Source organism: uncultured Halomonas sp. (assembly GCF_947501415.1).
Lineage (GTDB): Bacteria > Pseudomonadota > Gammaproteobacteria > Pseudomonadales > Halomonadaceae > Halomonas.
On the sequence record NZ_CANMVL010000021.1, the window covers coordinates 103,055 to 125,844 of the forward strand.

Genomic DNA, 22,790 nt, shown 5'->3' on the forward strand with positions numbered 1-22,790 from the left:
AGAAGGTGGCCTAGGACGCGCGGCCTAACCGGTAGCGTAGTCTGGGCAGTGTTCGGGCGACCGGCGGCAGACGGGTCGCCATGATCAGTGCCGAGATCGCGGCATACAGCAGCCACTCGCCGAGGTCGGCGCGCACGATCCAGAAGAAGTGCAGCAGGACCAGACCGAGAATGCCGTAGACCAGGCGGTGCAATGACTTCCAGCGCTTGCCAAGTCGACGCATCGACCAGCGGTTCGAAGTCACGCCCAGCGCGACAAGGCCGCTAAGGGCCAGAGTGCCGACGATGATATAGGGGCGCTTCACCAGCTCGCTGCCCAGCATGCCCCAGTCGAGCCCCAGGATGAACAGGGCGTAGCTGAGCATGTGCAGAGTGGCGTAAGCCAGCGTCCAGAGGCCCAGCTGACGGCGGATCAGCACAAAGCCCTTCCAGCGAGTGAGCCGGGAGAGTGGCGTCAGGCTCAGGGTGAGCAGTAGCATCCACAGCGCGCCGAGGCCGATATTCAGCAACAGATAGCGGCCCGGCTCGGGGCCGGCGGCGTTACTGGCCACCTGCCAGCCCCAGATCACCAGTGGGGCCAGGGCCGCCAGAAATACCCCCAGGCGCCAGAGCTGCCAGCGGTTCGGGAGGGTCTTCAAGCGGTTCAGGATGGCCATTAATAGTGTGTCCGTAGATCCAACCCCGCGTACAGGTCGGCGACCTCGTCGGCGTAGCCGTTGAACATCAGGGTATCGATGGTGTTGGGGCTGAACAGGCTGTTGGGCAGCCGGCGCTCGGTGGCCTGGCTCCAGCGCGGGTGGTCTACCCGGGGATTGACGTTGGCGTAGAAGCCATACTCATTTGGGGCGATCTGTTGCCAGGAGTTGAGTGGCTGCTCCTCCACCAGCGAGATGCGCACGATCGACTTGATGCTCTTGAAGCCGTACTTCCAGGGCACCACCAGTCGCAGGGGGGCGCCGTTCTGGTTGGGCAGCTCGCGGCCATACATGCCGAGGGCGAGCAGGGTGAGGGGGTGCATGGCTTCGTCGAGGCGCAGTCCCTCGACATAGGGCCAGTCGATCAGCGAGAACGCGGAGCGCTGCCCCGGCATCTGCTCCGGGTCGACCAGGGTTTCGAAGCGCACGTATCTGGCCCTGCTGGTGGGTTCCGCGCGCCTGATCACCTCGGCGAGGGGGATACCCAACCAGGGAATCACCATCGACCATGCCTCCACGCAGCGCAGCCGGTAGATCCGCTCCTCGAAACACGAGGGACTGGCGAGATCCTCCAGGGCGAAGCGGCCACCGTTGTTGACCTCGCCATCGATCACCACGCTCCACGGCTGGGTCTTCAGGCTGCCGGCGCGGCGTGCGGGGTCGGCCTTGCCGGAGCCAAACTCGTAGAAGTTGTTGTAGCCGCTGGCATCGTCGAAGGGGGCCAGCTTGTCCTTCTCGGGATCGCGAGGGGTGACCGCTTGCCAGCGTGTGGCGTCGATCTTCTCCTTCAGCCACGCCGGCCCATCACCGTCAGGTACATCCGCATAATCGACATCGGCGTGGGCCGGGCTGCCAAGCGCAAGTCCAGCCCCCAGCCCCGCCATGCCGCCCATGAAGCGGCGACGGGAGAGATAGATGGACTCAGGCGTCACATCGGACTCGCTCAGGTCGTGTGGTTTGGCGATCTTGATCAGCATCGTGGGCCTCGACTGGGCTGGCTGGGAGAGAACGAGAGCCGTTGGCACCGATGGGCGTCGGGCTGGGCGTCGGGAACTGTCCGGTGCACCGCATCGAGCGGGCTCCTGACATCAGAGAGATGACGGCGTGAAAAGTTCACGCGGGAACGGCCGGCGAACCCGTGGGAGGAGGGGCTGTCCGCCGCGGGCGCCCGGCGGACAGAGGGCGTCATCAGGCCGTGATGGCCTGACGCTGCCGGGTGCCTTCGGCACTGAAACGGTGCCAGTGGCGCGGAATGGCATACAGCCGCTGGCCGCGAGTGAGCGCCAGGCGCTCATAGTCGGCGTGGCGTACGGTGGCCAGCCAGGGCTCGACCAGCCAGTCTGCGGCGACCTCGATGCGCACCTCGGCTCCCACAGGGGAGATGGCGGTGACGGTGACGGGCAGCTGGGCCTCCGGCGTGGGCGCCTCTGCCAGGCGCACCTCATGGGGCCGCAGCAGCAGTTCCTGGTGGCCGTCGGGAAGGTCCACCACAAGCTTCGCCTCACCGCAGGTCAGGGTGCCGCCACGCACCTCGCCCTCCAGATGATTGACGTCGCCCAGAAACTCGAACACGAAGCGGTTGGCCGGTGTGCGGTAGAGCGCATCCGGGGTGTCGATCTGTTCAATGCGGCCATGGCTCATCACCGCCACGCGGTCGGAGAGCTCCAGTGCTTCTTCCTGATCGTGGGTCACGAACAGACTGGTGAAGCCGAGTTCGTCGTGAAGCTGGCGCAGCCAGCGGCGTAGTTCCTGACGCACCTTGGCATCCAGGGCACCGAAGGGTTCGTCGAGCAGCAGGACATCGGGGCGCAGGGCCAGGGCCCGGGCCAGGGAGACCCGCTGCTGCTGGCCGCCTGAGAGCTGGGCCGGATAACGCCCGGCGAAGTGCTCGAGCTGCACCATCTCCAGCAGGCGATGGACCCGGGCGCGGATCTCGCCGCTGGAGGGCCTCTCTCGCCGCGGCAGCACGGTCAGGCCGAAGGCGACATTGTCGAACACCGTCATATGGCGGAACAGCGCGTAATGCTGGAAGACGAAGCCAATGCGGCGGTCGCGGACATGCACGTCGGTGACGTCACGGTCGCCGAACAGGATGCGCCCGGCCGGGTCGCGGTCCGGCGACTCGAGGCCGGCGATGATGCGCAGCAGGGTGGTCTTGCCCGAGCCCGAGGGGCCGAGCAGGCCGACCAGCTCGCCTTTGGCGACCTCCAGACTCACCGGCTCCAGGGCGCGTCCCCCGGCCTGGCCGGGGCTACCCTTCCCTGCATGACCATAGTGCTTGGCGATATCGGTCAGTCGGATGCTCATGGGGTAACCTCCTGGCGCGCGGTACGCCATTCCAGGCCGGCCTTGGCGGCCAGGGTGAACAGGGCGATCAGCGCCAGCAGGGCGGCGCTGGCGAAGGCGCCCACGGCGTTGTAGTCCTGATAGAGCTGCTCCAGATGCAGGGGCAGGGTCATGGTCTGGCCACGGATGGCCCCGGAAACGACCGAGACGGCACCGAACTCACCCACCGCTCGGGCGTTGGTCAGCACCACGCCGTAGAGCAGTGCCCAGCGGATATTGGGCAGGGTGACCCGGCGGAAGATGGTCCAGCCCGGTGCTCCCAGGGTCACGGCGGCCTCCTCCTCGCGGGAGCCCTGGGCCTGCATCAGCGGGATCAGCTCCCGGGCCACGAAGGGACTGGTGACAAATACCGTCACCATCAGAATGCCCGGCCAGGCGAACATCAGCTGGATATCGTGAGCGTCGAGCCAGCCACCGATCCAGCCGTTACGGCCGTAGAGCAGCAGGTAGATGAGCCCGGCCACCACCGGCGATACCGCAAAGGGAATATCGATCAGTGTCTGCAGCAAGCGCCGACCGGGGAAGTCGAAGCGGGTCACCAGCCAGGCCAGGGCCACCCCGAACACCAGACAGATGGGGATGGTCAGGACGGCAATAAACAGGGTCAGGCCGATCGCCGCCAGGGTGTAGCGGTCGCTGATATTGTGCCAGAACACCCCGACACCCTGGGAGAAGGCCTGGGCGAAGATGGCCGCCAGCGGCAGCAGCAGGAACAGCGCCGCCAGCAACACGGCGGCGGTGATCAGGGCGCGGCGCACCGCGGGGGCATCACCGATACGTTGCATCAGCCACGACCTCCATGGAGCCGCTTGATGAAGTGCCCCTGCCAGATATTGATCACCAGCAACAGGGCGAGGGAGACGGCCAGTACCACCGAGGCGATCGCCGAGGCGCCGGCATAGTCGTACTCCTGAAGCTTGACGAAGATCATCAGCGCGGTGATCTCGGTCTCGAACGGGGCATTGCCCGCGATAAAGATGATCGCGCCGAATTCGCCCAGCGAGCGCACGAAGGCGAGCCCGGTGCCGGTGACCAGTGCTGGCCACAGGTAGGGAAGGATCACGCGGCGAAAGCCGGTGGCGTCCGAGGCGCCCAGGGTCATGGCGGCTTCATCCACCTCGTGGGGCAGGTCCTCCAGCACGGGCTGTACCGTCCGCACCACGAAGGGGATGCTGGTAAAGGCCATGGCCAGGGCGATCCCGACCCAGGTGTAGGCCACCTTTAGACCCAGCGGCTCGATCAGGCCGCCGACCCAGCCGTTGCCGGCGTAGAGGGTGGCCAGGGTGATGCCCGCCACCGCCGTGGGCAGCGCGAAGGGCAGGTCCATCAGGGCATCGAGCAGACGTTTGCCCGGAAAGTCGTAGCGTACCAGCACCCAGGCCAGCAGCAGTCCGAACACGGCATTGGCCAGTGCCGCCACCGCGGCGGCGCCGATGGTGACCGTGTAGCTGGCCACCACCCGGGCATCGCTGATGATCGCCCAGTATTCGGCGAGGCTGAGCCCCTTGAGCTGGCCCACCAGGCCGGTCAGCGGCAGCAGCAGCACCAGCGACACGAATGTCAGGCTGATGCCCAGTGACAGACCGAAACCGGGCAGCACGCGGCGACGTGGCAGGCGGAGGGCCAGGGAGCTCATCGATCGTCCCTCCAGGCTCAGCGGCGCTGCAGCTGATCGAGCTGACCGCCGCTGCTGAAGTGGGCCTCCATGGCCTCATCCCAGCCGCCGAAGACTTCTTCGACACGCAGCAGCTCGGTTTCCGGGAACTGGTCGGCAAATTCCTCGGCCACAGACTCGTCATGCACACGGTAGTTGAAGCCGGCCAGCTGACGCTGTGCCTCCTCGCTGTAGAGGTACTCCACATAGGCGCGGGCCAGCTCTTCGGTGCCATTGCGCTCGGTATTGGGCTCGACCACTGCGACCGGGAACTCCGCCAGAATGCTTACCGGCGGCACGATCACCTCATAGTCATCGCTGCCGTATTCGCCACGAATGTTGTTGACCTCGGACTCGAAGCTGATCAGCACATCGCCGATGCCGCGCTCGATAAAGCTGGTGGTGGCGCCGCGACCGCCGGTGTCGAACACCACCACGTTGCCCAGGAAGTCACCCATGAAGTCCTGGATCCTGGCCTCGTCTCCATCGAACTGGTGATCCGCGAAGCCCCAGGCAGCCAGGTAGGTATAGCGGCCATTACCCGAGGTCTTGGGGTTGGGAAAGACGATCTCCACCCCTTCATCGTCCAGGTCGTCCCAGCTCTCGATGCCCTTGGGATTGCCCTTGCGCACCAGGAAGGCGGTGGTGGAGTAGTAGGGCGAGGCGTTGTTGGGCAGCTGCTGTTGCCAGTCCTCGGCCACCAGGCCGTCGTCGGCCAGTACCTGTACATCGGTGACCTGGTTGTAAGTCACCACGTCGGCGCGCAACCCCTGAAGGATGGCGCGAGCCTGAGCGGAGGAGCCGCCATGGGACTGCTGGATGGAAACCTCCTCGCCCTCGTTCTCCTGCCAGTGGGCGATGAACTCGGGGTTAATCGCCGCGAAGAGCTCCCGGGCAATATCGTAGGAGGAGTTGAGCAGCTCTCGGTCGGCCGCCGCCGCCGGCGCGGCCAGGCCGGCACCCAGGGCAATAGCGAGCAGTGAGCGCGAAAAACGCAGATCGAGGGTCATGACGAGGCTCCGGATATTATAGGTGTGTCGCGGTGAAAGCAGGTTATGATCCATCAAAGGTAATTACAATGGTGTTTATTATTCGTTTTTAGAATATATCTCTGCGTCCCAGGTATTCTCGCACCTGCCCGGGACGGGGCAGTCTGATAGAATCCTGCCTCTCGTCATCGACCCGAGCCCCCTTTCATGACCGACCCGATCCGTGACTTCCAGATTGCGCCCTCGATCCTCTCCGCCGACTTCGCCCGCCTCGGCGAGGAGGTGGACAATGTGCTGGCCTCCGGCGCAGACATCGTCCATTTCGATGTGATGGACAATCACTATGTGCCCAATCTGACCATCGGGCCCATGGTCTGTGAGGCCCTCAGAAAGCACGGCGTAACCGCCCCCATCGATGTTCACCTGATGGTGCGTCCAGTGGACCAGCTGATCGGCGACTTCATCGACGCCGGGGCCAGCATCATCACCTTCCACCCCGAGGCCTCCGACCATATCGACCGCTCCCTGCAGCTGATCCGTGACGGCGGCTGCCGTTCCGGCCTGGTCTTCAACCCGGCCACACCGCTCTCCTACCTCGACTATGTGATGGACAAGATCGATATGGTGCTGCTGATGAGCGTCAACCCGGGCTTCGGTGGTCAATCGTTCATTCCCGCCACCCTCGACAAGTTGCGCGAGGCACGCCAGCGCATCGATGCCTCCGGCCGGGACATTCGCCTCGAGGTGGATGGCGGGGTCAAGGTGGACAATATCGCCGAGATCGCGCGTGCCGGGGCCGATACCTTCGTGGCCGGCTCGGCGGTGTTCAAGGCTCGCAACGAGGCAGATCCGCATCGCTACGACGGTGTGATTCGCGACTTCCGCGAACAGCTGGCCAGCGTGCGCTGAGGTGAGTGCCGACTCGTCCGGCGCTGAGGCACACCAGGCCGAGACACCCAAGGCCGAGATACCCCAGGCCAAGGCGTCCCGCTGGTATCTCTACGTGATCGAGACGGCCGCGGGGGCCCTCTACACCGGCATTACCACCGACGTCGACCGGCGCCTGGCCGAGCATCGGGCGGGGCGGGGGGCCAAGGCGCTGCGCGGCAAGGGGCCCCTGACGCTGCGCCATCACGAGCCAGTCGGTGACCATGGCACGGCGCTGCGCCGTGAGGCCGAGATCAAGCGCCTAACGGCCGCCCGCAAGCGGGCCTGGCTGCGTCAGCGGACCGAAGAGGCCTCAGTGTAGCTTGAGGCGCGGGCGTATAAACCGGTTCAGTCCATCTACCAGCATGATGATCCCTGTCTTCAGATTGCCGTGAACGGCTCGCTGGTGCAGACGGTAGAGCGAGATATAGAAGAACTTGGCCAGGTGGCCCTCGACGAACAGGCGACGGGCCGAGGTGCCACGCATCAGCGTGCCGATCGCCTCGAAGTGGGCCAACGAGATCAACGAGCCGCGGTCGCGATAGACGAACGGCTTGAGCGGCTTGCCGTCGAGCTGGGCGCGCAGGTTGCGGTAGAGGTGCAGGGCCTGCTGGTGAGCGGCCTGGGCACGTGGCGGCACCGTGCCGCCGTCCTCCTGGGGGCAGCTGGCGCAATCGCCGAGGGCGAAGATATGAGGGTCGTCGACGCTCTGCAGGGTGTCGTGAACGACGAGACGCTGACCCTTGGCTTGGGTCAGGTCCAGCTCGGCGAGGATGTCGGGCGCCTTGATGCCTGCCGCCCAGACAGCGAGATCGGTGGCGATACACTGCTCGTCGGCGGTATGGATGGCGTCGGCATCGATCTGCGTCACCCGCGTTTCGGTGTGCACCTTGACGCCGAGGCCCTGGAGTTCATCACGCACCGCCTGGCGGACGCGTTCGGGCAGGGCCGGCAGCACGTCATCGGCGGCCTCGATAAGAGATATCTCGAGCTGATGGCGCTCCAGCTCGGTGACCCCGTAGCTGTGCAGCATCAGCAGGGCATCGTAGAGCTGGGCGGCGAGCTCCACTCCGGTGGCGCCACCCCCCACGATGCCTACCCTCAGTCGCGGAGATTGGTCCTGCGTGCTGGCGCTGAAGCGCAGGAAGGTATCGAGCATATCGCGCCGGAAGGCCTCGGCCTGCTCGGGGCAGTCGATAAAGTGGCAGTGTTCGGCCACTCCCGCCGTGCCGAAGTCATTGCTGACGCTGCCCAGCGCCAGTATCAGTCGGTCGTAGGCCAGCTCGCGAGACGGCAGAATCTCCTGGCCGTCATCGTCAAGCACGGCGGCCAGCTGCAGCCGCTGCCGCTGTCGGTCGAGACCGCACAGGGTGCCACGTTGAAATCGATAGCCATTGGCGCGGGCATGGCTGGGGTAGGCGATCTCGTCGAGGCCCGAGTCGAGGGCACCGGTGGCGACCTCATGCAGCAGTGGCTTCCAGATGTGTGTCGGGCTACGGTCAACCAGCACGATCTCGGCCCGACCGCGCCGACCCAGCCGACGGCCCAGGCGAGTTACCAGCTCCAGGCCGCCGGCGCCGCCGCCTACTACCACGATTCTCGGTATGCTCATACGGACACTCCCTGGCACGTGAAAACACCAGCATAGGCCGGTTGGCATTCCCTGCCCATGACCCGTACGGCACAATATGGCTTTCATTCTCCTGGAGTCAGCGCATGCACCCCATTCTGGAAGGCATCGAACTGGTGGCCTTCGACCTGGACGGTACCCTGATCGACTCGGTGCCCGACATGGCCATCGCCGTGGACGCCGCCCTGACCGAGCTGGGCCTGCCCGCCGTCGGCAAGGCGCGGGTGCGCGACTGGGTGGGCAATGGCTCGCTGGTATTGATGGAACGGGCGTTGCGATTTACTGCTCAAGTGAACGAGGGTGTCCCCGGCGCCCCGCCGGCTGGTCCTTTCTCAGACAGTCTGCTGGAGCGCGCCCACGCCGCCTTCCTCGCGCACTATGCCCGCGCTCCCGGTGCCCACACCCGGCTCTACCCGGGGGTGCGAGAGTGCCTGGACGGGCTGCGCGACCGTGACCTGCCCCTGGCGCTGGTAACCAACAAGCCCGAGGCCTTTATTGCGCCCCTGCTGGATGACCTGGGCCTGGCCGACTATTTCTCGCTGTGCCTGGGGGGCGACAGCCTGGCCGAGAAGAAGCCCCACCCGGCACCGCTGCTGCATGTTGCGGCCCATTTCGCGGTGTCTCCGTCGGCCTGTCTGATGGTGGGAGATTCACGCCACGATATCGCTGCCGGCAAGGCGGCGGGCTTTCGCACCCTGGCGGTCCCCTATGGCTACAACCACGGTGAACCGGTGCGCGACAGCGACCCGGACAGCGTGGTTGAATCGCTGGCGGAACTCGTTTAACGTGAATTCGGCTATTGCTATAAGAAATAGCCTTTTCAATATGTTATTACTATAAGACGCGGACACCACCCGATGACCACCCGCACGTTGCCGGATACACCCCTTCACATCAGCGCTGCCCGCGCCGCTGCCCGCCTGCCTGCTCCCTGTAGCTGGCGATGGTGACGCTCATATCGTTCTGAGCCGCGGCCCCTGACCCGCCCCGGCGCCCTGCGTTTACCACCGTCAACCGTTTTACCGAGGAGTCCGGGCATGATGTCCCCCGAACGCTTTCAGCAGCTGGCCGATGCCGGCTACAACCGCATTCCGGTCACCCGCGAGGTGCTGGCCGATCTCGATACACCGCTTTCTACCTACATGAAACTCGCCAATGCGCCCTGGACCTTCCTGCTGGAGTCCGTGCAGGGTGGCGAGAAGTGGGGACGCTACTCGATCATCGGGCTGCCCTGCCGCGAGCGCATCGAGGTGCGAGGCCACAGCATCAGCCATATCGTCGACGGCGAGCTGCATGGCGCCGCCGAGGTCAAGGACCCCCTCGAGTGGATCGAGCAGTTCCAGGCGCGCTTCAAGGTGCCACGGCTGGACGATCAGCCCCGCTTCGATGGTGGCCTGGTGGGATACTTCGGCTACGACACCATCCGTTATATCGAGCCGCGCCTGCGCAGCGAGGCTGCCGCGGCCAAGCCCGACCCGCTGGGAGTGCCAGATATCCTGCTGATGGTGTGCGATGAGCTGGTGGTGTTTGACAACCTCTCCGGTCGCCTGGCCCTCTGGACCCATGCCGACCCGGCGCAGCCCGACGCGTATGCCAATGCGGTCGAGCGCCTCGAGGCGCTGGAGATTCGCCTGCGCAGCGCCACCCTCAATACCGTCAGCCCCGGTACCGGCAGTGCGGCGGTGGAGGAGGGCGATTTCAGCTCCGGCTTTACCGAGACGGGCTTCAAGGCGGCGGTGGAGACCATCAAGGAGTATGTGCTGGCCGGTGATGTCATGCAGTGCGTCCCCTCCCAGCGAATGTCGATTCCCTACCGGGCCGCGCCGCTGGATCTCTATCGGGCGCTTCGCAGTCTCAACCCCTCGCCCTACATGTTCTTCCTCGACCTGGGCGACCATCAGGTCGCCGGCTCCTCGCCGGAGATTCTGACCCGCCTGGAGGAGGGCGAGGTGACGGTGCGACCCATTGCCGGCACCCGCAAGCGTGGGCGCACCGAAGAGGAGGATCGCGCTCTGGAGGAGGAGCTGCTGGCCGACCCCAAGGAGCGCGCCGAGCACCTGATGCTGATCGATCTGGGACGCAACGACGTCGGTCGCATCAGCGAGACCGGTTCGGTCAAGGTCACCGAGGAGATGGTGGTGGAGCGCTACTCCCACGTGATGCATATCGTCTCCAACGTCACCGGGCGGCTCAAGCCGGGGCTGACCGCCATGGATGCCCTTCGCGCCACCTTTCCGGCAGGCACCGTCTCCGGTGCCCCCAAGATCCGCGCCCTGGAGATCATCGACGAGCTGGAGCCGGTCAAGCGGGGCATCTACTCGGGGGCGGTCGGCTATCTCTCCTGGCACGGCAACCTGGACACCGCCATCGCCATCCGCACCGCGGTGATCAAGGATGGCCAGCTGCATGTCCAGGCCGGAGCCGGCATCGTCGCCGACTCGGTGCCCGAGATGGAGTGGCAGGAGACCCTCAACAAGGGGCGCGCCCTGTTTCGCGCCGTGGCCATGGCCGAGCACGGCCTGGACAACCTCGAATAGCCCGGTGGCGGAGAGATACATGAAAGTCTGCATGATCGACAATTACGACAGCTTCACCTTCAACGTGGTGCAGTATCTCGCCGAGCTGGGCGCCGAGGTCGAGACCCACCGCAACGATGCGATCACCCTGGCTGAGATCGAGGCCATGGCCCCGACCCATCTGGTGATTTCCCCTGGGCCCTGCACGCCCGACCAGGCGGGCATCTCCATGGAGGCCATCCGCCACTTCGCCGGCAGGCTACCGATACTCGGCGTCTGCCTGGGCCATCAGGCCATCGGCCAGGTCTATGGTGGCCGGGTGGTGCGTGCCCCGGAAGTGATGCACGGCAAGACCTCCGCCATCCGTCATGCCGGTCAGGGCGTGTTCGCCGGTCTCGACGACCCGCTGGACGTCACCCGCTACCACTCGCTGACCGTGGCGCGTGAGGGACTGCCCGACTGCCTGGAGGTCACCGCCTGGACCGCCGACGACGACATTACCCCGGGGTTGATCATGGGCCTGCGCCACCGTGCGCTGGATGTGGAAGGCGTGCAGTTCCACCCCGAGTCGATTTTGACCCGCCAGGGCCATGAGCTGCTGGCCAACTTTCTCAAGCGCCACCCCCAGGTGCCGCTGGGCCGTGCCTGATTCGAGGAGATCCATGATGCAGATGCGAGATGCCCTCGGTGCCCTGATGCGCCGCGAGAACCTCAACTTCGACCAGACCCACCAGGTCATGCGCCAGATCATGACCGGTGAGGTCAGTGATCCCCAGATCGCCGCCTTTCTGATGGGCATGGCGATGAAGGGCGAGACCGCCGAGGAGATCAGTGCCGCCGCCCAGGTGATGCGGGAGCTGATGCGCCCGGTCCACCTCAAGGCAGATCATGTTGTCGATATCGTCGGCACCGGTGGTGACGGTGCCAACCTGTTCAACGTCTCCACCGCTTCCAGTTTCGTGGTGGCCGCCGCCGGTGGCCATGTGGCCAAGCACGGGAACCGCGGTGTTTCCTCCTCCTCGGGCAGCGCCGACCTGTTCGCCGTGGCAGGGATCCATCTGGACCTGGATGCCGAGCAGGTGGCGCGCTGCATCGAGCAGGTGGGTGTGGGCTTCATGTTCGCCCCCAACCACCACCCGGCGATGCGCCATGCGGTGGTGCCGCGCCGCGAGATGGGAGTGCGCACCCTGTTCAATATCCTGGGGCCGTTGACCAACCCCGCCGGCGCTCCCAATCAGGTGCTGGGGGTCTATGCCCCGGAGCTGGTGCCGCTGATGGCCGAGGTGCTGCGCCGCCTGGGGAGTCATCATGTGCTGGTGGTGCATGCCGAGGATGGTCTGGATGAGATCTCCCTGGCTCGACCGACCCGGGTGGCCGAGCTCAAGGAGGGCGAGATTCACGAATACGTGATCACCCCCGAAGAGCTCGGTATCCAGAGGCAGTCCCTCGACTCGCTGCGGGTCGCGACCGCCGAGGACAGCCTGCGCCTGGTGGAACAGGCCCTGAGAGGCGAGGGACCGGCGGCCGATATCGTGTCGCTGAATGCCGGGGCGGCCCTCTATGCCGCCGATGTGGCCGACAGCCTGAAGGAGGGGGTGGCCCTGGCCCAGGATGCCCAGGCCTCGAAGCTGCCCCTCGAGAAGCTCAAGGAGCTGGCCAACTTTACCCGCGTCTTCCTGCAGTAAGCGTACCCCCACCCAGGAGTCAAAACATGAGTGTATCCCCGGGGGCGACCCCTACCATCCTGACCCGAATTCTACAGCGCAAGGACGAAGAGGTCCGTGAGCGTGCCCGCGCCGTGTCGGAAGCGGAGCTGCTGCGCCTGGCCGCCGAGCAGGATTCTCCGCGGGGCTTCGTGGCGGCTCTGGAGCGGCGTATCGCCGAGGGTGACCCGGCGATCATCGCCGAGATCAAGAAGGCCTCGCCCTCCAAGGGGGTGATCCGCGATGACTTCCGTCCCGGCGCGATTGCTGCCAGCTACGCCGCGGGCGGTGCCGCCTGCCTCTCGGTGCTCACCGACGCCGACTTCTTCCAGGGCCATGAGGACTGCCTGATCGAGGCTCGCGAGGCCTGCTCGCTGCCGGTGATTCGCAAGGACTTCATCACCCACGGCTATCAGGTGAGCGAGGCGCGTGCCATCGGGGCCGACTGCATTCTGCTGATCGTTGCCGCCCTGGAGGACAGGCAGATGGCCGACCTTCACCGGCAGGCGGTGGAGCTAGGCATGGATGTGCTGGTGGAGGTCCACGACGCCCTGGAGCTGGAGCGAGCCCTCAAGCTGGATCTCAGCCTGGTGGGCATCAACAATCGCGACCTGCACACCTTCGACACCACCCTCGATACCACCCTCGAGCTGCTGCCGCGCATCCCCGAAGGCGTCACCGTGGTCACCGAGTCCGGCATCCACACCCCCGGCGACGTGCTGCGCATGCGCGAGCATGATGTCAATGCCTTCCTCGTCGGCGAGGCCTTCATGCGCCAGCCCGACCCGGGTGAGGCCCTGCGCGGACTGTTCTTCTAGGCCCCGCCCCTCATAAGGTCGGCCTCTCAGAAGGCCGGCGACTCCGGGTCGATCAGACAGATGACCGTCTCGCCGGCCTCCGGGGCGAGGTCGGCGTGGTCGCTGGCCACGCGGACATGCCCCCTGGCATCGATGCAGAACAGCGCCTGCAGATGGCCGTCATGGTCGCGACGGTAGGCGGCGAAGTCGTGCTCTTCATGCAGATGGGCCACGCGTACCACGGCGCCGCGGGCGACGCGGCTCGCCAGCTCGGCCCAGCTGGCCCACTCCCCAAACAGTCGCGGCAGGATATCCAGGTCCTGAGGGAGCTGGCGCTCGGCCTGGCTTTCGCGACGTGTCTCCAGGCGAAACACCCTGCCCGGGACAAACCGCTCGGCATAGTGCAGTGACGCCAGATCATTCGCCTCACGGTAGGGAGAGAGCGGCAGGAAGTGGCCCAGGCCGGTCAGCTCCAGGTGGGTCTCGGCATGCTTGGAGTGAGGCTTGCCGTAGTAGACCGGCAACCCCGCCATGCGCGCCGCCTCCAGCGCCTCCCAGTCGGTATCGGCCAGGCGTACCGGCAGACCGGCACGCATGAGAGCGGCGCCGATGGCGCGGGCCACCGGGTTGGCCCCCAGGATCAGGAAGCCGCTGGGCGGCGGCGTCACCACCCCCAGGGCTCTGGCGATGGGGCGTGAGAGCAGGCTCTGGATCACCACGGTCGCAATGATCACCAGGAAGGTGACCGGCACCAGCATTTCGGCACCCTCCACACCCTGCTCCTCCAGCTTCAGGGCGAACAGCGAGGCGACGGCTGCGGCGACAATGCCGCGGGGGGATATCCAGGCCAGCAGCGCCTTCTCCTTGAGCTCAAGGTCGCTGCCCAGGGTGCAGAACCACACCGCCAGTGGGCGGGCTGCCAGCATCAGGATGGCGAGATACCCCCAGGCGGGCCAGCCGAGCAGGGCGAGCTGATCCAGGCGCAGGCGGGCGGCCAACAGGATGAAGAGCCCCGAGATCAGCAGGACGGTGAGCGTCTCCTTGAACTCGATGATCGGCTCGGTAGGAACTCGCTTCATATTGGCCAGCCAGGCGCCCATCACGGTCACGGTAAGCAGCCCCGACTCGTGGAACAGCTGGTCGGAGAGGGTGAACAGCGTCAGCATGACCATCAGGGTGCCGAAGCTGTGCAGCTGGCGCGGCAGCCAGTGATGCCGCAGCACTCGGCCCCACAGGTAGCCGCCCGCACTGCCCAGTCCGAAGCCGATCGCGAGCGTCATCCCGAACAGCGCCAGGGTATGGGTAAAGGGATCGCCCGCGGAGCCGAGGGCCACGTACTCATAGACCAGCACGGCACCAATGGCGCCAACCGGGTCGATCAGTATGCCCTCCCAGCGCAGGATCTGGCTCAGCGACTCCCTGGCGCGTAGCGTCTTGAGGAGGGGCAGGACAACGGTGGGTCCGGTTACCACCAGCAGGGCGCCGAGCACGCTGGCCATGCCCCAGGACAGCCCCAGCAGCCAGTGAGCGGCCATGGCACTGATCAGGGCGGTGATCAGCGCTCCCCAGGTGACCAGCCGCCGCACCGTATGGCCATGACCGCGAAGCTCCCCCAGATTGAGAGTCAGGCTGCCCTCGAAGAGGATCACCGCCACGGCCAGCGAGACCAGCGGGAAGAGCAGATCGCCCAGCAGGGCATCGGGGTCGAGCAGACCGTTTATCGGTCCGATCAGGATGCCGGTGACCAGCAGCGGCAGGATGGCGGGGACCCGGAGGCGCCACGCCAGCCACTGGCAGGTCAGCGACAGCAGGCCGATGCCCGTGATCAATACCGCGGGGCTTTCCATGGCGAAGCTCCTGGCTGGGGTCCACTCTGCAGATTAGCGACTAACGATGGCTAGCGCTATCAGCGTGGCAGCCCAGGCGACCCGCCCTGCTGCCTATAGCACTCGCCAGGAGCGCCGGACATCGCGCCGTTCCATGGCGCTCGGGTCGTTCCCTCGGCGTCAGCCCTGGCGCTTGAGCTCGGCCAGCAGTGCCTGTAGCGGGTGGGGCAGGGCGGTCTCGGAGAACCGCTTTACCTGGCTGCGGCAGGAGTAGCCGGTGGCCAGCAGTCGCCCGGTATTGGCGTCATCCTCCACCACCGGCTGCCATGACTGGGCGTAGATGGTTCTGGAGGTCTCCAGGTTGCGTGCCTCGTGACCATAGGTGCCGGACATGCCGCAGCAGCCGCTGGCGAGAAGCTCCAGCTCCAGGCCGAAGGCGGCAAAGACCTGTTGCCAGGCTTTCGGGCTACCCGGGGCGTTGGTCTTCTCGGTGCAGTGGCTAAGAAGTCGGTATCCGGGGGCATCCGATTCGCTCTCGGGACGATCGAGTCGTCGGGCCAGCGTGGTGGCCTGGGTCACCAGCCACTCCTGGAGCATCAGCACCTCGGGTACCGCCTCCGGACCCAGGGCCTTCACGTACTCCTGGCGATAGGTGAGGGTCATGGCCGGGTCGATGCCCACCAGGGCTATCCCGGCATCGGCCAACATCCTGAGCCGTTCGGCCTGCCTGGCGGCGGTGCGCTCGAAGGCGCCCAGAAAGCCCTGGACGTTGAGCGGCTTGCCATTGGGGGAGAAGGGGGCCACGAAGACACGGATCTCCAGCCGGCTCAGCAGCTCGACGATATCCATGACCAGCCTGGCCTCGAAATAGCTGGTGAAAGCGTCCTGAATGATCACCACGCTGCGTGCCTTCTGGGCCTCGGTCAGCAGGCCGAGCGAGGTGGGGGTCGCCTCGGCGACGCCCCAGGCCGTCAGCTGCCTGGCAAGGCTGGCGCGGGAGAGCCTGGGGCTGTCCACCATGCCGATGGGGCCGGCCAGCAGGCGGTCAACCAGGCGATTGCCCAGGGCGGCATTGTAAAGCGGGGCGAGGCGGGCCAGGGTCGGAACCATAAACTCCAGGCCGCCGATCAGATAGTCACGCGGCGGACGCAGGTAGCGGCCGTGATAGGCCTCCAGGAACTGAGCGCGGGAGTCGGGCACATTGACCTTGATCGGACACTGACCGGCGCAGGACTTGCAGGCCAGACAGCCCGCCATGGCGTCATACACCTCGTGGGAGAAGTCCGCCTCGCCGCGCCGCCTGGCCAGGGTGTTTCTGAGCCGCCGGGGGAAGCCCTTGATAAAGCCCCAGGTGCCCTCGGACCTCTTGCGGCGCGACTCCTCGACGAGATCGACGCCGGCCTCGCCCTGCAGGCGAAGCCACTCGCGGATCAGGCTGGCACGTCCCTTGGGGGAGTGGATGCGGTCGCGAGTGGCCTTCCACGAGGGGCACATGGCATCGTCGGGGTCGTAGTTGTAGCAGGCGCCATTGCCATTGCAGTAGACGGTGGCGGCATGGGCCTGCCACGCCTGCTCGTCGATGGTGCGGTCGAGCTGACCGCGGGTGGTGACACCGTCGATGGTCAGCAGGCCAGGGTCGACCCATTTGACGGTCTGCTCGTCTTCGCCCCCTTCCGGGCTGGACTGATTGGCGTGGGCGTCATTTTCGGCCAAGGGAGCTCTATCCGCGTTTTCGGGCGGAATAGAAACCGGAGTGGCGATCTTGCCGGGGTTCAGCTGATTATGGGGGTCGAAGGCGGCCTTGATCCGCTGCAGGCTGGGATAGAGCTCGCCGAAGAAGGTCGGCGCATACTCTGAGCGAACGCCCTTGCCGTGCTCGCCCCACAGCAGGCCGCCGTACTTCTTCGTCAGCTCTGCCACCTCGTCGGAGACCACTCGGATCAGCTTCTCCTGCTCGGGGTCCTTCATGTCGATGGCGGGGCGTACATGGAGCACACCGGCATCCACATGGCCGAACATGCCGTACTCGAGGCCCCGGGCATCCAGAGCGGTACGGAATTCGGCGATAAAGTCGGCGAGGTGTTCCGGCGGCACCGCGGTGTCCTCGACGAAGGGGATGGGGCGCTTCTCGCCCCTCGCATCGACCTTGGCATTGCCCAGCAGGCCCACGGCCCGCTTGCGCATGGCGTAGACCTTCTGAATCTCCGCTCGCCCCCGGGCGAGGGTGAAGCCCAGGCGCTCGACGCTCATGTCCGCCTCCAGTTGGCGACAGAATGCATCGACGCGCTGGCTCAGACGTTCGGGGTCATCGTCGTTGAACTCCACCAGGTTGATGCCACGCACCGGAGCGCCGGCCGCCGGGTCGCCGGTCGGAAAGAACTCCGCGACGCTATCCCAGACGAAATCTTCCATGGCCAGCATCAGTACCCTGTCATCCACCGTCTCGATGGAGGTCGGGCCGGAGGCGCTGCTCTTGAGGGTCTGAGCATCGCGCAGGGCGTCCATGAAGGTGGCGTAGCGCACATTGACCAGGGTCGAGTGTCCGGGAATCGGCAGCACATTGAGCACCGCCTCGTCGAGGAGGCCCAGCGAGCCCTCGGAGCCGCAGAGCAGGCTGTTCAGGTCGAGGCGCCCCCGGGCGTCTCTCAGGTGCGCCAGGTCATAGCCGGTCAGACAGCGGTTGAGAGGCGGAAACTTCTCGGCGATCAGCTCGCCCTGGGTGTCGATGATCTCACGGGCGGTGCGGTAGGCGCGGGCGCTGACGGTATCGCCGCCACATAGCACCTCGAGGTCGTGCTCCTCGACCGGGTGGCTCACCAGCCGCTCGCCCCCCAGCAGCAACACCTCGAGCTCGAGCACGTGGTCGCGGGTCTTGCCGTACTCGCAGCTGCCCTGGCCGCTGGCGTCGGTGGCGATCATGCCGCCGATGGTGGCGCGGTTGGAGGTGGAGAGCTCGGGGGCGAAGAAGAGCCCGTAAGGCTTGAGCGCCGCATTGAGCTGGTCCTTGACCACCCCGGCCTGGACCCGCACCCGACGGTTCTCGACGTCGATATCGAGGATTCGATTCATGTGCCGAGAGACATCCACCACCAGGCCGTCGGTCAGCGATTGACCGTTGGTGCCGGTGCCGCCGCCGCGCGGGGTGAGAACCACCTGCCGATGCTCCACCTGACCCGCCAGGTGGGCGATGCGCTGCAGGTCCTCGCCGTGGCGGGGATAGAGCACCGCCTGGGGCAGGCGCTGGTAGATGGAGTTATCGGTGGCGAGCACCGTGCGATCGGCATAGTCGGGGGCGACCTCGCCCTCGAAACCGGCCACCTTCAGGGCCTCGAGAAAACGGAGATAGGGTGTGGCGACTCCAGGGGCGGTGGCGGCGTTGGTGGTATCCAGTCGTGCGATCATGGGTATCTTCAAGGGCAGGCGAGGGTGCCTCTACTCTACCGCGCGGGGCTCCGAGGCGCACCCCGGTCACCCGGTTCGCGTGGCGCCACTATCGGCTTTTGCCTACAATGGGCGGCCTGCTACTGCCGCCCACTTTCTGCGGCCGACACCCCAATCACCGACTGCTACGGACCGGATGCCATGCTCGATCCCAAACTGCTGCGCAGCGACCTCGAGACGGTCGCCCAACGACTCGCCAAGCGGGGCTTTGCCCTGGATATCGACCGCCTTGGGGCGCTGGAGTCCCGTCGCCGGGAGCTGCAGGCCGAGACCGAGTCGCTGCAGAACGAGCGCAATACTCGCTCCAAGGCCATCGGCAAGGCCAAGGCATCGGGTGAGGATATTCAGCCGCTGCTCGACGAGGTCACTGACCTGGGCGAGCGCCTGGATGGCGCCAAGGCTCGCCTGGCTGAGGTCCAGGCCGAGTGGGATGATGCGGTGAGCGGTATTCCCAACCTGCCCCATGAGAGCGTCCCGGAAGGCGGCGACGAGAGCGACAATGTCGAGTTGCATCGCTGGGGCCAGCCTCGGGAGTTCGATTTCGAGGTACGCGACCATGTCGACCTGGGCGAGCTGAAGGGGGATCTCGACTTTGACCTGGCGGCCAAGCTCACCGGGGCGCGGTTTGCGGTGATGCGTGGGCCCATAGCTCGGCTGCACCGAGCGCTGACGCAGTTCATGCTCGACAAGCAGACCCAGGAGCATGGTTACGAGGAGTGCTATGTACCCTATATGGTCAACGAGGCCTCGTTGCGCGGGACCGGTCAGCTGCCCAAGTTCGGCGAGGATCTGTTCCGGCTGGACGACGAGCGCGGCTACCATCTGATCCCCACCGCCGAGGTACCGCTGACCAACTTCGCCCGGGACGAGATCCTCGATGCCAAGAGGCTGCCGCTGAAACTGGCCGCCCACTCGCCCTGCTTTCGCAGCGAGGCGGGCTCCCACGGGCGCGATACGCGCGGGATGATTCGCCAGCACCAGTTCGACAAGGTGGAGATGGTGCAGCTGGTGATGCCCGAGCAGAGCTATGCGGCGCTGGAGGAGATGCGCGGCCATGCCGAGGTGATCCTGCAGGCCCTCGAGCTGCCCTACCGAGTGGTGACGCTGTGCACCGGCGACATGGGCTTTGGCGCCGCCAAGACCTATGACCTCGAGGTGTGGATCCCCAGCCAGGAGACCTACCGGGAGATCTCCTCGGTCTCCAACTGCGAGGACTTCCAGGCACGACGCATGCAGGCGCGCTTCCGTCACCCCGAGCAGAAGAAGCCGCAGCTGCTGCATACCCTCAACGGCTCCGGCCTGGCGGTGGGCCGCTGCCTGGTGGCGGTGCTGGAGAACTACCAGCAGGCCGACGGTTCGGTGACCGTGCCCGAGGTGTTGCGACCCTACATGGGCGGCCTGGAGAGCATCAATCGTTAGGCTACCCAGTATTCGCACACCTCGAACCCCCGCTGCCCGCGGGGGTTCGTCGTTTTGTTGAGGCGTGGGTCGGGGACGTTGCCGATTGTTGAAGCACTGCCCAGCGGGCATGATGGAGGCCATCAACGGCTAGGGAGATCCCGGATGCGAGACGCTAACAAGGATTCATCAGGCATCATACCGCTGAACCTGGTGCTGGCCCTGGCGGCGCTGGTGGTCATCGTGGCCGGGATGCGGGCCGGGGCCAGCCTGCTGGTGCCCATGCTGCTGGCGGCCTTTATCGCGGTGATCTGTACGGCACCGGTGCTGTGGCTCAACCGTCACGGGCTGGGCCTTCGCCTGTCGGTGTGGCTGACCCTGGTGGTGATCGGTGCGGTTTTCCTGCTGCTGGGGGGGCTGCTGGTCAACAGCTTCGGCACCTTCGTCGACACCCTGCCCGATATCCAGCAGAAGCTCTACGACTACTATCTGAGACTGCTGGATGGCCTGTCGCGACTGGGACTGGCCATCGATACCGATCGCCTGGCGGAGGTGCTGGATGCCGAGCAGCTGGGAGGGTGGATCCCGTCGCTGATCGGTGAGGTGGGCAACCTGCTGATGCAGAGTGGGATCGTGGGGCTGCTGGCGGTGTTCCTGCTCTTCGAGACCCTCAGTTTCCGCGACAAGGTCTCCCAGGCGCTGGAGAATCCGGCGGCGAGCCTTGAGCGTTTCAGCGAATTCAGTCTGAGGCTCAAGCGTTATCTGGCGGTGAAGACGGTGGTCAGCCTGGTGACCGGGGTGCTGGTCTGGATCGCCTGTCTGCTGGTAGGGGTGGACTTCCCGCTGCTGTGGGCGGTGCTGGCCTTCGGGCTCAACTACATTCCCAATATCGGCTCGGCCATTGCGGCGGTGCCACCGGTGCTGCTGTTGCTGGTCTCTCCCGATGGGGGCCTGTTCGATGCGTTGCTGCTCGCCGCGGCCTATCTCGGCATCAATTTCCTGCTCGGCAATATCGTCGAGCCACGGCTAATGGGGCAGGCACTGGGCCTCTCGACCTTTATTGCCTTCCTGTCACTGGTGGTGTGGGGGTGGATCTTCGGTACGGCGGGCATGCTGTTGTCGGTCATGTTGACCATGACCCTGAAGATTGCCTTGGCCAGCCACCCCGAGACGCGCTGGATTGCTCTTCTCCTGGGGCCAGGAAAGGAAGCGTCTCGGGCCAGGGCAGAGCGCCTGCCAGCCAGGCGTAACGAGGAGTGAGAGGGCGGAACCGACATCGCCCCGGCCTAAGCCGGGGCGATGTATCGGGCGGGACGCTGCTGCTCAGGCGTTCTGTTCGATGAACTGGCTGAGCTGGGACTTGGACTGCGCACCGACCAGCGAGGCGATCTTGGTGCCGGACTTGAACAGCATCACGGTGGGGACGCCGCGCACGCCCTGCTCGGCGGCGATTTCGGGGGCGTCGTCGACATTGATGCTGACGACCTTGAGGTTGCCGCTGCGCTCCTCGGCGACCTCGTCGACTACCGGAGCCATCACCTTGCAGGGACCGCACCAGGGTGCCCAGAACTTGAGCAGCACCGGGGTCTCGGCCTTGAGGACTTCCTGCTCGAAGTTGGCGTTGGTGACATCGACGTTATTGGCCATGGGGTTCTCCAGTTTCGTTGCGCTGCATCGAGCGGACAGGGGTGGCAGGTGACATGCGTGGGTCACCCAGCCGGTCGGACGATGTTAGCGGTCGACTGGAGTGCTGGCAAATCGAGAATGCGTATCGGCGACTCGTGCGAAGTCTGGCATTATATGCTAGATATGAATTAACATCTCGTTTTATATTCCTTTTTGCTACCTTGGCGCCTCCAACGGATGGGGCGGTACGGGAGAGTCGTCATGAAGCTGCAGCAGCTGCGCTATATCTGGGAAGTGACCCGCCATAATCTCAATGTCTCCGCCACCGCTCAGAGCCTGTTTACCTCGCAGCCTGGCATCTCCAAGCAGGTCCGCCTGCTCGAGGACGAGCTGGGGGTCGAGATCTTTGCCCGCAGCGGCAAGCATCTGACGCGAGTGACACCGGCGGGACAGGCCATCGTGGAGCTTGCCGGTGAGGTATTGCGCCTTACCGAGAACATCAAGGAGGTGGCCCAGGAATTCAGCGACGAGCGTCGCGGCAGCCTGTCGGTGGCCACCACCCATACCCAGGCGCGCTATGCCTTGCCGCCGGTGATCCGGGAGTTTACCCGTCAGTATCCCGATGTGGCCCTGCATATGCAGCAGGGCACGCCCAAGCAGATCGCCCAGATGGTCAGCGATGGTCAGGCCGACTTCGCCATCGCGACCGAATCCCTGGGGCTGTTCAACGATCTGGTACTGCTCCCCTGTTATCGCTGGAACCGCTGCATCCTGGTGCCCCAGGGACATCCGCTGACTGAGGAGAAGGAGCTGACCCTGGAGGCCATCGCACGCCATCCGCTGGTCACCTACGTATTCGGCTTTACCGGTCGCTCCCAGCTCGATGACGCCTTCCGTGAGCAGGGGCTTACTCCCAATGTGGTGCTGACCGCCGCCGATGCCGACGTGATCAAGACCTATGTCCGGCTGGGGATGGGGGTAGGGATCGTTGCCGGCATGGCGGTGGATCCCGAGCAGGATACCGACCTGGTGGCGCTGGACGCCAGCCACCTGTTCGCGAGCTCCACCACCAAGATCGGCATTCGCCGCGGTACCTTCATGCGCGGCTACATGTATGACTTCCTGCAGGGCTTCGCGCCTCACCTGGATCGCGATACCGTGGATGCTGCCCTGGCCGCCGGGCCGCGTCATGAGCGCGGCCTCTTCGAGGGTATCGAGCTACCGCTGCGCTAGGCGCCCGCCG

At 65.6% G+C, this 22,790-nt stretch carries 20 protein-coding genes; 10 read left to right on the forward strand and 10 right to left on the reverse strand.

Going from position 1 to position 22,790, the window contains the following annotated elements; translation table 11 throughout:
- Positions 1 to 10: 10 nt before the first annotated feature.
- The 6 genes from msrQ to cysP form a co-directional block, all read right to left on the reverse strand.
- On the reverse strand, positions 11 to 655 hold the full coding sequence (gene msrQ / locus Q0894_RS13230) for a protein-methionine-sulfoxide reductase heme-binding subunit MsrQ (RefSeq protein ID WP_299236150.1): 645 nt from the start codon (positions 653 to 655) through the stop codon (positions 11 to 13).
- Positions 655 to 1,671, reverse strand: coding sequence for a protein-methionine-sulfoxide reductase catalytic subunit MsrP (gene msrP / locus Q0894_RS13235; RefSeq protein ID WP_299236152.1), 1,017 nt, complete (start codon positions 1,669 to 1,671; stop codon positions 655 to 657). Before msrP ends, msrQ begins: the two co-directional genes overlap by 1 nt.
- Before the next feature lie 211 nt (positions 1,672 to 1,882).
- On the reverse strand, positions 1,883 to 3,001 hold the full coding sequence (locus Q0894_RS13240; protein WP_299236154.1) for a TOBE-like domain-containing protein: 1,119 nt from the start codon (positions 2,999 to 3,001) through the stop codon (positions 1,883 to 1,885).
- Positions 2,998 to 3,825 (reverse strand): sulfate ABC transporter permease subunit CysW, encoded by an 828-nt coding sequence (gene cysW, locus Q0894_RS13245; RefSeq protein WP_299236156.1) that lies wholly within the window; start codon positions 3,823 to 3,825, stop codon positions 2,998 to 3,000. Before cysW ends, Q0894_RS13240 begins: the two co-directional genes overlap by 4 nt.
- Positions 3,825 to 4,676 carry a sulfate ABC transporter permease subunit CysT gene (gene cysT / locus Q0894_RS13250; RefSeq protein ID WP_299236158.1) on the reverse strand — a complete coding sequence of 284 codons (852 nt, stop codon included), beginning with the start codon at positions 4,674 to 4,676 and terminating at the stop codon, positions 3,825 to 3,827. Before cysT ends, cysW begins: the two co-directional genes overlap by 1 nt.
- A 17-nt stretch (positions 4,677 to 4,693) precedes the next feature.
- A complete protein-coding gene (gene cysP, locus Q0894_RS13255; protein ID WP_299236160.1) occupies positions 4,694 to 5,704 on the reverse strand; it encodes a thiosulfate ABC transporter substrate-binding protein CysP in 1,011 nt (336 codons plus the stop codon).
- 186 nt (positions 5,705 to 5,890) lie between these two features.
- Between cysP and rpe the strand changes: the two genes are divergently transcribed.
- Both rpe and Q0894_RS13265 read left to right on the forward strand, forming a co-directional pair.
- Positions 5,891 to 6,592, forward strand: a complete 702-nt coding sequence (rpe, locus tag Q0894_RS13260) for a ribulose-phosphate 3-epimerase (protein ID WP_299236162.1) — start codon at positions 5,891 to 5,893, stop codon at positions 6,590 to 6,592.
- Position 6,593: 1 nt separating this feature from the next.
- On the forward strand, positions 6,594 to 6,932 hold the full coding sequence (locus Q0894_RS13265) for a GIY-YIG nuclease family protein (protein ID WP_366131021.1): 339 nt from the start codon (positions 6,594 to 6,596) through the stop codon (positions 6,930 to 6,932).
- On the opposite strand, the gene Q0894_RS13270 is transcribed toward Q0894_RS13265, so the two are convergent.
- Entirely contained in the window at positions 6,924 to 8,222 is a 1,299-nt protein-coding gene (locus Q0894_RS13270) for an NAD(P)/FAD-dependent oxidoreductase (RefSeq protein ID WP_299236164.1), read from the reverse strand. The two genes, Q0894_RS13265 and Q0894_RS13270, sit on opposite strands and share 9 nt — an antisense overlap.
- A gap of 104 nt (positions 8,223 to 8,326) precedes the next feature.
- Here Q0894_RS13270 and Q0894_RS13275 point away from each other — a divergent pair, with 104 nt between their 5' ends.
- The 5 genes from Q0894_RS13275 (at position 8,327) to trpC (ending at position 13,277) form a co-directional block, all read left to right on the forward strand.
- Positions 8,327 to 9,025 (forward strand): phosphoglycolate phosphatase, encoded by a 699-nt coding sequence (locus Q0894_RS13275; RefSeq protein WP_299236166.1) that lies wholly within the window; start codon positions 8,327 to 8,329, stop codon positions 9,023 to 9,025.
- A gap of 255 nt (positions 9,026 to 9,280) precedes the next feature.
- Positions 9,281 to 10,777 (forward strand): anthranilate synthase component I, encoded by a 1,497-nt coding sequence (gene trpE / locus Q0894_RS13280; protein ID WP_299236201.1) that lies wholly within the window; start codon positions 9,281 to 9,283, stop codon positions 10,775 to 10,777.
- 19 nt (positions 10,778 to 10,796) lie between these two features.
- Complete coding sequence (locus Q0894_RS13285) at positions 10,797 to 11,405, forward strand: aminodeoxychorismate/anthranilate synthase component II (RefSeq protein ID WP_299236168.1); 609 nt, start codon at positions 10,797 to 10,799, stop codon at positions 11,403 to 11,405.
- A gap of 16 nt (positions 11,406 to 11,421) precedes the next feature.
- Positions 11,422 to 12,441 (forward strand): anthranilate phosphoribosyltransferase, encoded by a 1,020-nt coding sequence (gene trpD / locus Q0894_RS13290; RefSeq protein WP_299236203.1) that lies wholly within the window; start codon positions 11,422 to 11,424, stop codon positions 12,439 to 12,441.
- Positions 12,442 to 12,467: 26 nt separating this feature from the next.
- Entirely contained in the window at positions 12,468 to 13,277 is an 810-nt protein-coding gene (trpC, locus tag Q0894_RS13295; protein ID WP_299236170.1) for an indole-3-glycerol phosphate synthase TrpC, read from the forward strand.
- A gap of 26 nt (positions 13,278 to 13,303) precedes the next feature.
- Here the strand turns inward: trpC and Q0894_RS13300 are convergent, their stop codons facing one another.
- Positions 13,304 to 15,103 (reverse strand): sodium:proton antiporter, encoded by a 1,800-nt coding sequence (locus tag Q0894_RS13300; RefSeq protein ID WP_299236171.1) that lies wholly within the window; start codon positions 15,101 to 15,103, stop codon positions 13,304 to 13,306.
- A gap of 159 nt (positions 15,104 to 15,262) precedes the next feature.
- Entirely contained in the window at positions 15,263 to 18,484 is a 3,222-nt protein-coding gene (locus tag Q0894_RS13305) for an FAD-binding and (Fe-S)-binding domain-containing protein (protein ID WP_299236173.1), read from the reverse strand.
- A 180-nt stretch (positions 18,485 to 18,664) separates the two neighbouring features.
- On the opposite strand from Q0894_RS13305, the gene serS reads away from it, so the two are divergent.
- Together serS and Q0894_RS13315 are read left to right on the forward strand one after the other, a co-directional pair.
- Entirely contained in the window at positions 18,665 to 19,942 is a 1,278-nt protein-coding gene (gene serS, locus Q0894_RS13310) for a serine--tRNA ligase (RefSeq protein WP_299236175.1), read from the forward strand.
- Between the two features lie 144 nt (positions 19,943 to 20,086).
- Positions 20,087 to 21,181: an AI-2E family transporter gene (locus Q0894_RS13315; RefSeq protein WP_299236177.1), complete on the forward strand. Its 1,095-nt coding sequence runs from the start codon at positions 20,087 to 20,089 to the stop codon at positions 21,179 to 21,181.
- 63 nt (positions 21,182 to 21,244) lie between these two features.
- Here Q0894_RS13315 and trxA read toward each other — a convergent pair whose 3' ends face one another.
- Positions 21,245 to 21,568, reverse strand: coding sequence for a thioredoxin (gene trxA / locus Q0894_RS13320; protein WP_132043160.1), 324 nt, complete (start codon positions 21,566 to 21,568; stop codon positions 21,245 to 21,247).
- Between the two features lie 240 nt (positions 21,569 to 21,808).
- Between trxA and cysB the strand changes: the two genes are divergently transcribed.
- The gene (gene cysB, locus Q0894_RS13325; RefSeq protein ID WP_195688364.1) at positions 21,809 to 22,780 is read left to right on the forward strand and encodes an HTH-type transcriptional regulator CysB; all 972 of its coding nucleotides are present in this window, start codon (positions 21,809 to 21,811) and stop codon (positions 22,778 to 22,780) included.
- Positions 22,781 to 22,790 lie beyond the last annotated feature (10 nt).

What these genes read in the sequence shown, in the direction of transcription:
- cysP (WP_299236160.1), bottom strand. Translation starts at nt 5,704, where the DNA reads ATGACCCTCGATCTGCGTTTTTCGCGCTCACTGCTCGCTATTGCCCTG.
- Q0894_RS13270 (WP_299236164.1), bottom strand. Translation starts at nt 8,222, where the DNA reads ATGAGCATACCGAGAATCGTGGTAGTAGGCGGCGGCGCCGGCGGCCTG.
- cysT (WP_299236158.1), bottom strand. Translation starts at nt 4,676, where the DNA reads ATGAGCTCCCTGGCCCTCCGCCTGCCACGTCGCCGCGTGCTGCCCGGT.
- serS (WP_299236175.1), top strand. Translation starts at nt 18,665, where the DNA reads ATGCTCGATCCCAAACTGCTGCGCAGCGACCTCGAGACGGTCGCCCAA.
- msrQ (WP_299236150.1), bottom strand. Translation starts at nt 655, where the DNA reads ATGGCCATCCTGAACCGCTTGAAGACCCTCCCGAACCGCTGGCAGCTC.
- trxA (WP_132043160.1), bottom strand. Translation starts at nt 21,568, where the DNA reads ATGGCCAATAACGTCGATGTCACCAACGCCAACTTCGAGCAGGAAGTC.
- Q0894_RS13275 (WP_299236166.1), top strand. Translation starts at nt 8,327, where the DNA reads ATGCACCCCATTCTGGAAGGCATCGAACTGGTGGCCTTCGACCTGGAC.
- cysB (WP_195688364.1), top strand. Translation starts at nt 21,809, where the DNA reads ATGAAGCTGCAGCAGCTGCGCTATATCTGGGAAGTGACCCGCCATAAT.
- rpe (WP_299236162.1), top strand. Translation starts at nt 5,891, where the DNA reads ATGACCGACCCGATCCGTGACTTCCAGATTGCGCCCTCGATCCTCTCC.
- trpC (WP_299236170.1), top strand. Translation starts at nt 12,468, where the DNA reads ATGAGTGTATCCCCGGGGGCGACCCCTACCATCCTGACCCGAATTCTA.
- Q0894_RS13305 (WP_299236173.1), bottom strand. Translation starts at nt 18,484, where the DNA reads ATGATCGCACGACTGGATACCACCAACGCCGCCACCGCCCCTGGAGTC.
- trpD (WP_299236203.1), top strand. Translation starts at nt 11,422, where the DNA reads ATGCAGATGCGAGATGCCCTCGGTGCCCTGATGCGCCGCGAGAACCTC.
- Q0894_RS13285 (WP_299236168.1), top strand. Translation starts at nt 10,797, where the DNA reads ATGAAAGTCTGCATGATCGACAATTACGACAGCTTCACCTTCAACGTG.
- Q0894_RS13300 (WP_299236171.1), bottom strand. Translation starts at nt 15,103, where the DNA reads ATGGAAAGCCCCGCGGTATTGATCACGGGCATCGGCCTGCTGTCGCTG.
- Q0894_RS13240 (WP_299236154.1), bottom strand. Translation starts at nt 3,001, where the DNA reads ATGAGCATCCGACTGACCGATATCGCCAAGCACTATGGTCATGCAGGG.
- msrP (WP_299236152.1), bottom strand. Translation starts at nt 1,671, where the DNA reads ATGCTGATCAAGATCGCCAAACCACACGACCTGAGCGAGTCCGATGTG.
- trpE (WP_299236201.1), top strand. Translation starts at nt 9,281, where the DNA reads ATGTCCCCCGAACGCTTTCAGCAGCTGGCCGATGCCGGCTACAACCGC.
- Q0894_RS13315 (WP_299236177.1), top strand. Translation starts at nt 20,087, where the DNA reads ATGCGAGACGCTAACAAGGATTCATCAGGCATCATACCGCTGAACCTG.
- cysW (WP_299236156.1), bottom strand. Translation starts at nt 3,825, where the DNA reads ATGCAACGTATCGGTGATGCCCCCGCGGTGCGCCGCGCCCTGATCACC.